The sequence below is a fragment of the Trichocoleus sp. FACHB-40 genome (genome assembly GCF_014695915.1).
In the GTDB taxonomy this organism is placed as follows: Bacteria; Cyanobacteriota; Cyanobacteriia; order Cyanobacteriales; family FACHB-T130; genus Funiculus; species Funiculus sociatus.
The window spans coordinates 1-8004 of record NZ_JACJPF010000079.1 but is presented as its reverse complement, the minus strand read 5'-3'; the positions used below and the strand labels follow the sequence as shown (position 1 = coordinate 8004).

Here is an 8004-nt window from a genome sequence, read left to right as displayed (position 1 = left end):
AACCGTTCCGGTTGCTTCAGGAAGGTAACAACTTCTTCTAGTTCTTCTTTTGCTTCTTCAATCCCAGCTACATCGTCAAATTTGATTCCTGTTTTCGCCTCCATCTGGAATCTAGCTCTAGATTTGCCGAAATTCATCGCTTGACCAGAGGAATTGCTAGAACGACGGAAAACGAACATTAAGACTGCCATTAAGAACAACAGCAAAAGTAAATTTGCCGCCACCCCCAAAACAGCCGCGTTATCCCCAGACGGTTGTACATCCAAGTCAATGTTTTTATCGCGGAGTCTTTCAATCAACTCTGGATTTTGCTCAAACAGCATCACCTCTTGACGCGGAGCTGTGGAGCTTTGCCCCTTTAATGTCACCCTAGCAATCTTGGTTGCTGGGTCAATTTCTACTTTGGTGACTTGGTTGGCATCAATTTTCTGCAACAGGTCGCCATAACTGAGGGTGTTCTGCTCTACCTTGGCAAGGGCTGGGGAACCCAAAAACATCCCCTGAAAAATCATCAAACCTGCGGCAAGTTGCCAGAAGCGTTTCGGCTTCTTAGCACGATTCTCCTTAGAATTTTTTGGTTGTCCTTGCCCCGTCCATGCTCTCATTGAGGAACTGTTTTTCATACAAATACCCTTTGCCTGCTGCTTTGACTGAACCTCTCACTTGCTGGATTTCCTGAGAAATATACCTGATTCAGCAGTTGAGTTAACCTTTCTACAATCTAGTTTAACTTTCTCTATTACAGCCGTGAGTGCTAACCGATCCGCCTCGTTTGACCGCCTCGTTGACAAAGTTCGCTTAAATCAGCTATTTTAAATGTAGTCATTACGACTTCAATTTATTTTAGCTTGATTTTAGCGGTCGATATACAGATGGAATTTAATACAGCATATGGAATACAGCATATGGTGGAGTTTAGTTAAGTATTTTTGCTCTTATTCAAATCAGTTTTTAACCCAAGTAGAGGCGAATATGGTCAAAATAGTTGGAATTGGCGGGAGTTTAAGACCTGCATCCCAGAGTCAGCAGGCTTTGAATTTAGCAGCTCAGCGGGTGCAAGCTTTAGGAGCTTCAGTAGAAATTCTCGATTTGCGACAGATGCAATTGCCGTTCTGCAACGGGGAAAAAGAATATCCCGGCTTTCCCGATGTTGAGCGTTTGCAAAAGGCGGTAGCTGAGGCCGATGGCATAATTTTGGCGACCCCTGAGTATCATGGCAGTCTCAGCGGCGTTATGAAGAATGCCTTGGACTTGATGAGCTTCGACCAGATGAGCGACAAAGTTGTTGGTTTAATTAGTGTATTGGGTGGGCAAGTCAACAGCAACGCTCTCAACGATCTGCGAGTGATTATGCGTTGGGTTCATGCTTGGGTAATTCCAGAGCAAATTGCGATTGGACAAGCTTGGAAAGCCTTCAGCCCAGATGGCAAGCTGGTGGATGAGAAACTATCGCAACGATTCGATGAGTTTGCTCAGAGTTTAGTAGAAAATACTCAAAAACTGCGAAACGTTGCCTAGCCGAAGAACCTCACCCCCAGGCTCTCTCCGTTTTTCGGAGAGTAGGGTGGTTTCATTTGATAAAAGAAAATTCTGTAACGTTGATTTTGATTGGCGGTAGGGGCATGGCAATGCCATGCCCCTACAAAATGTCGCAATTTTCGATATTTTCTAAGGGTTGTATGAAACTGCCCTACTCTCCGTTTATCGGAGAGGGAAGCTAGAGCCTATGGCTCTAGCGAGGTGAGGTTGTTTTGTGAATGTAATCAACCAAACTACATAACCTTCAAAGCCTTGCAAGTGAAGCAGAGCTTAAGCTAAATCATTCCCAGGCTCAGCCTGGGAATGAGAGGATGGCTTAGTGGTGGTGATGGTCGTGATTATGACCGTGCTGATGGTCGTGATCGTGACCGTGGTGATGACCGCTATGGGTATGAGCTTGCACTGCTGCCATCTGGGGATTTACCGAAAGTGCTTGCTCTGAGATTAAAGCCTCAATTTGAGGATTTGCCCAATCTGCCGCCATCTTTAAGAATTCAGGATTGTCGTTAACGCACTCCATTTGCACGTAGGTAACGTGCGGATGACGACGACGCAACCAGTGCAGGATGTGGTCTACATCTAACAGGGTTTCGTGATTTTCTGTAGCAAAACCTATCGGCATAAAGACAAGCGATGTTGCCCCTAGCTGAATTAGGTTAAGAGCCGCTTGCTTGGCATCAGGCTGAGTCCATTCAATCAGGGGCGTGTCGTGGTTGAGCCAGCCCACTGAAATCAGCGGATATTTGTTCATCAGTTTGTCCCGTACTTTGTCGTACAGGGCTTGACTTTCGACAATACCTGATGTGAAGCCTTTGGCTTTGTGGGGGCAACCGTGGTTCATCAACACTATCCCTGTTTGCGAGGGCAGATGCGCTACTGCCAAGTCGCGAACAATTTTCTCTTCTACGAGATTGGCTAGCAAATCGATGTAAGCGGTTTCGTTGTAGAAGGAGGGAATGTAACGCTGTCCTTTTACCCAGTGTTCGCTGCCATCAGCGAGATTGACTAGGGCGTTGTTGACTTGTTCGACGGCGATGCCGCTGGTGAAGATGGAATCTACTACTAATAGGGGGTAGATCAGGATTTTGTCAAATCCTTGAGCTTTAATTTCTGTGAGGACTTGTTCGGGTAGGAAGGGAGCGCAGAAGTTAAAGGCTTTGAAAACTTGGACGCGATCGCCCCATTTTTCCTGTAAATTTTTCTCTATCCCCGCCCGCTGTTTTTCAAAAATGGCGTTGTGGGGGGAAATAAAATTACCGTGCTGATGATCCCACTCGTGCAAGTCAAATATTGCCAAAATCTTGGCAATTGGTGGATACATCCAGGTGGGAACCGGGGCAAATTTGGCGGTGAGTAGATTTAAAGCTTGCTCGTTGTAGTTGGCGAAATCTTCGTAACTCTCAACTTCTCCGTAACCCATTAGCAAGACGGCTACTTTGTCTGTACCTTGTTGAGCGTTCGGTGTTTGTTGCAGTTTTTCAGGGGTGGCAACCAAGTCGCATTCCTCCAAAGGAATATTTTCTTTCTTTAGAGTGGACTTTGGCAAAGCGCATTGTTTTACAGCTTCATTGCCCTGAAAGTGCCACTCATAATCTAGCTTAACATCCCCTAGGGGGGGATTGGCTTAAATAATTCAGTAATTAAATAATATTCCAGCAAGTTTTGCTGGGGCGATTCATCGTTGGGAAGATTTATGCTTTATGAGGCAGCAAGAACGCGATCGCGTCCTTGTTGTTTAGCGCGATATAAAGCCGCATCAGCTGCTCGAATCACCGCCGAACCTGTCAAGCCATGTGTAGGGAAAATTGCTACCCCTATTGATAGGGTAATAGAACCAAGGCTCTGACGGCGATTTTGTAAATTTAGGTGCTTAACTCCTTCCCGGATAGCTTCAGCTCGTTCTCTGGTAGCCTCTAAAGATGTTTCCGGCAGAATCAGCGTTAGCTCCTCACCGCCGTAACGACAGGCAATATCTGAACCACGGGTATGACTTTTCAAAAATACGCCAAGTTCTCTCAGCACAGTATCGCCTGCTTCGTGACCAAAGGTGTCGTTAAAGCGCTTAAAGTGGTCAACGTCGATCATAATGATTCCCAGTGATTGCTGTTTGCGCTCAGCGCGGCTAATCTCCCGTTCCAGAGATTCTTCCAAGTAACGGCGATTATATAAACCAGTAAGAGTGTCACGGATACTCTGTTGCTTGAGAGCTTCGTGCAGTTTTAAGTTTGCCAACGCCAAACCTATGTGTTCAGCAACTGTTGTGGCTAACTGTTGTTTAGCTTGGGTGAATTGTCCCAAAGCTTGAGAACTCAAATACAGTACGCCCAAGGCTTCCCCCTGCGCCATCATCGGGACGCACAGAGATGCAGGGGGGATTGGGGATTGGGAGTAATTCTCCTCGGTGTTGGTGCGCCTGGTTGGATCTAGCCTAATCCCCAATCTGTGCTTGCAGTGCAAACCACGATGATCGCATTCAAACAAATGCGATCGCCCGCGTCGTAGCGCCCAACATTCATTAGGCGTGAACAAAAGCTGGCTAGTAAACGTTGAATCTCCCCAGGTAGCAACAGCCTCGACTATTTGTTTTGAGGAATTAATCACAAATACCCCACCTGAGAAATTAGGAAATAAGGGTTGGACTAATCCAGCGATCGCGCTATAAGCTTCTTCAATACTTAAGCAAGTTTGTAGAATATCGCTCATTTCCCCAAGCAAGGCGATTTCTCGGTTGCGAGATTCTAATTCCTTTACCCAGCTACGTAACTCAGTGTTAGCTGCCTGCAACGCTTCTTCTGACGCTTTGCGTTCAGTGATGTCGCGCAGAATAACAGTAGATATTTTTTCGCTGCCTAATTCCAGTTGGGAAATTGAAGCTTCCGCAGGGAACTCTGTACCATTTTTGCGATAACCGATAATCTCGCGGCGATCGCCGATTTTCCTTGCCACGCTCTCAGATTGGAAAAATTGCGCCAGGTCTTGAGGATGAGCATCTGCAAAACTTTCTGGCAACAGCAAGCTAAGCGGTTTTCCTAAAACTTCATTAGCAGTGTAGCCAAAAATCTTTTCCGCACCTTGATTGAATAATGTGATTTGCTGGCTTTGATTTACTGAGATAATCGCATCTTCAGCAATATCCAAAATTCCTGCCAGACGAACACCGGAAGCTATTAGCGCGTCTTCGCTTCGCTTAGTAGCTGTAATGTTACTGTTGATTTCCAGAATTTTTATCGGACTGCCGTGCAAATCCCGTTGAATTGCCCAACGACTAGTAACTACAATAGTTGTACCATCCCGTTTGGTCTGGATAAGTTCACCTTCCCAGCGTCCTTCTCGTAATAGCTTGGTTTGGATTTCAGGCAAGCCTTTGGGAAATTGCGTTTGCAGTAATTTATGGCTTTCCTTTCCTAAAGCTTCTTGTTTCGTCCAACCATACATTTTTTCTGCGCCACGATTCCAAAAGGTGACATTAAAATTCAAATCTAATGTCAGGATGGCATCGTGAGCCAGATCGAGCAGTTGTGCCTGATCTTGTAACATTTTTTGTGTGCGTTGGCGCTCGAAGAGTTCGAGTTGCAACTTTTCGTTGGCTTGGCTCAACTCCTCGTTACGCTCGATGGCTTTGAACTCTAGCTCGTCTTTGGCTTTTTGCAGATTCAATTCTGTCTGCTTTCGTCGGGTGATATCCATGACTGTGCCAACCATCCGCACCGCCTGGAAGCCGCTATCGTAGAAAAATTGTCCTTTAGCTTCTATCCAGTGGATGCTGCGATCGCGCCAGATGACACGAAATTCCTGTTCATACTCTGCTTTGGTTTTCACCCATCTGTTTAGGGCTTGGGTGATGCTTTCGCGGTCTTCAGGATGAACCCATTCATTGAAGGCTTCATAGGTGCCATTAAAGGTTCCTGGTTCCAGCCCGAATAGCAGTGCATAATTATCAGACCAAGTAATTTTGTCGGTGAGGATATTCCAGTCCCAAATCCCTATGCGGGCAGCTTCTAGGGCTAATCTCAGCTGCTCTTCACTCTGTTGCAGTACGACTTCTGCTTTAGCGCGATCGCTTAATTTTAAATGCAGCAGCTGGTTACTCGCAACGAGTTGGTTTTCTTGTTCTGTGACCTTTTGGAGCAGTTGGCTTAAAGATTGCCAGAGCAAGCCAATTTCATCATTTCCTTGGCGTACTGGTATTTGGACTGTTGTATCGCCCAGGCGGATGCGGTGTAAGGCGGATGCGATCGCTAAAATTGGATCGACAATCTTTCCAGCCACGATGCAGCCAAATATCGCCAACACGAGGCCAAACACCATGTCCCCGATCAATATCTGTTGTTGTAACTGACGCGCTGGCGCAAACGCAACATCAGTTTTCTGTCGCACCAGTACCACCCAACCCAAGCCAGGATAGTTCAAGTAGCCCTGAGAGCGAGCAAAACCAGTTATATAAGTTTTACCATCTACCCAAGTTTCAATTAAATAGCGGTCACTATAACGTTCTATGTCAAAGCTTTTGGGTTTCATCTGTAGCCCTTGTAACTTTGGCGAACGGAACAACACGGTGCCATTTTGACTCAAAATCAGTATTTCTACCTGGGAACGGCTTTGTAGCGCCGAAAGCCAGTCGCCAACTTCTTTAGCCCATTCCCAACTTAGATGAGCGCACAATACACCTTTGAAATTACCTTCAAAATCGGTTACGGGTGCGACTACATCTACCACGCTCAGGGATTCGGCACTAAAGTTAGGTAGCAACTTCGGTAGTAGCACTGTTTTATGCAAATCGGCTACATCAGGTAATTTCTGTCCTTTGAGAAACCAAGGTTGTTGAGAGATGTTTTTGCCTTCCAGCAATTTTCCCGTACTAACTTGGACAATTCCTAAGGTGTCAGCAAGACCAATCCAGGCATAGTTAGGATTGGTGCTTTGCAGCTTTTCTAGGAAACTTCGCATCTCCTCTGATGGCGTGGCATAATCGCGCAGTGTGTGGAGTGTGGCGATATTCTGAATATCCCGGTAGCGCTCGAACATCCCCCGATCCAGCTTATCTGTAATCTGGTGCGCTAACTCGACTAAGGCATTACCTGTCTCAGCTTCTATTTTAGCGGTGGTAAGTTGGCTGACGGTAACACTTTGCAACATCGACAGTATTAGGGTAATGCCACCAACTGCCAAACCCAAGCGGAGCCTAAGGCTGTATCGAGGATCGACAGCGATGCTAAGACGATCGGAAAACTGGGAGCGATCGCCTTTCTTTAGTGAAAACCCAGTTACTGCTAAGAGCCATTTGCGTACCACTGCGCTCATTTCAGCCCCGCTACTTCATAATTACTTAATAGTATCTTCTTGCAATCTTTAATATTAGAGTTCCCACCTAGCCAGCAGCGCGATCGCAGCGTTAGCATTACTTAATAAATCGAAGCAACGCCACGATTTTTTACAGTTTATATAGCTACAAAACCCTGTATTAGACTAGACATTGAAAAACCAGCGTGAGAAGGAAAAAAGTGAAGAATTATTTTTTTCCTTTTGCTTTTTAATGCGTATCTAGCGATATACGAAGTAATCGCCTAACAAAGTACCCAGAGCAACCTTGCTGCAAATAATCTAAAAGTTCTATTGTTTTTATGTCTTAGGGTAGATGCTTTACCTACAATCAATTATAAATTAAATTAATGAGCCTAATCATTTGTGCCGGAATCCACGATCCAGAACTGACTGAAGGCTTCTTAAAAGGGTTGCGATGGGAAGGTTCAAATCAAAATTTGTTGATTTTTCCGGCTAACGACTACCCAGCTTATTCAGCTATTGACATATTTCAGTTTTTATGGAAAAGTTCGGTAAATTCTCCGGTAGTATTTATCAGTTTTAGTGCTGGTGTTGTAGGTGCCATTGGTGCAGCTTGGATGTGGCAGCTATCGGGAAGAAGCGTAAAGGCTTTTATTGCTGTAGATGGCTGGGGTGTTCCTTTAAGTGGCAATTTTCCGATTCACCGAATCAGCCACGATTACTTTACTTACTGGAGTTCAGCTGTACTGGGAACCGGGCAAGATAGTTTCTATGCCGATCCGTCAGTAGAGCATTTAGAATTATGGCGATCGCCTGAAACTGCACAAGGTTGGCGAGTAAGTTCAGGTAGTAGTACCCAAACGCGAACCTACACAACAGCAGCTGAGTTTCTAACTCGCTTGTTGCAACGGTACGCCAATGAGTAGTAATTTACAAACGATTTGCTTTAGTGAAACCATGCGCTTTAGAGCAATACCGCTTCGCTACCACACTCTCTTAAAAGTAAACCTTTAGAGATATGAATTGGGAGCATCCCGGTTTTGCGCTTTTGAGGATCAAACGGATATTGATCCGTTAAGGTAGGCGCACCGAAGCTTAAGCATTTGATTAACATTTTTCATCAACCACTGCGCTCCTGAAATTTTCAACCTTCTATCAATTTGTTTTACTGCCGACTCTACA

At 45.4% G+C, this 8004-nt stretch carries 5 protein-coding genes and 1 pseudogene; 2 read left to right on the top strand and 4 right to left on the bottom strand.

All coding sequences use genetic code 11. The annotated features are described in order from the left end of the window. On the bottom strand, nt 1-623 hold a 623-nt coding region (locus tag H6F63_RS18610), incomplete at its 3' end, for an ATP-dependent metallopeptidase FtsH/Yme1/Tma family protein (protein WP_199298134.1). A gap of 349 nt (nt 624-972) precedes the next feature. On the opposite strand from H6F63_RS18610, the gene H6F63_RS18605 reads away from it, so the two are divergent. Continuing rightward, complete coding sequence (locus H6F63_RS18605; protein ID WP_190639000.1) at nt 973-1518, top strand: NADPH-dependent FMN reductase; 546 nt, start codon at nt 973-975, stop codon at nt 1516-1518. A gap of 337 nt (nt 1519-1855) precedes the next feature. Here H6F63_RS18605 and H6F63_RS18600 read toward each other — a convergent pair whose 3' ends face one another. Then, nucleotides 1856-3034 (bottom strand): ferrochelatase, encoded by a 1179-nt coding sequence (locus H6F63_RS18600; RefSeq protein WP_190639001.1) that lies wholly within the window; start codon nt 3032-3034, stop codon nt 1856-1858. Nucleotides 3035-3237: 203 nt separating this feature from the next. Continuing rightward, nucleotides 3238-6840 carry a diguanylate cyclase gene (locus H6F63_RS18595; protein WP_190638999.1) on the bottom strand — a complete coding sequence of 1201 codons (3603 nt, stop codon included), beginning with the start codon at nt 6838-6840 and terminating at the stop codon, nt 3238-3240. A gap of 368 nt (nt 6841-7208) precedes the next feature. On the opposite strand from H6F63_RS18595, the gene H6F63_RS18590 reads away from it, so the two are divergent. After that, complete coding sequence (locus H6F63_RS18590; protein ID WP_190638998.1) at nt 7209-7748, top strand: hypothetical protein; 540 nt, start codon at nt 7209-7211, stop codon at nt 7746-7748. 129 nt (nt 7749-7877) lie between these two features. Here the strand turns inward: H6F63_RS18590 and H6F63_RS18580 are convergent. After that, a pseudogene (locus H6F63_RS18580) lies at nt 7878-8004 on the bottom strand (ISKra4 family transposase); the annotation flags it as partial.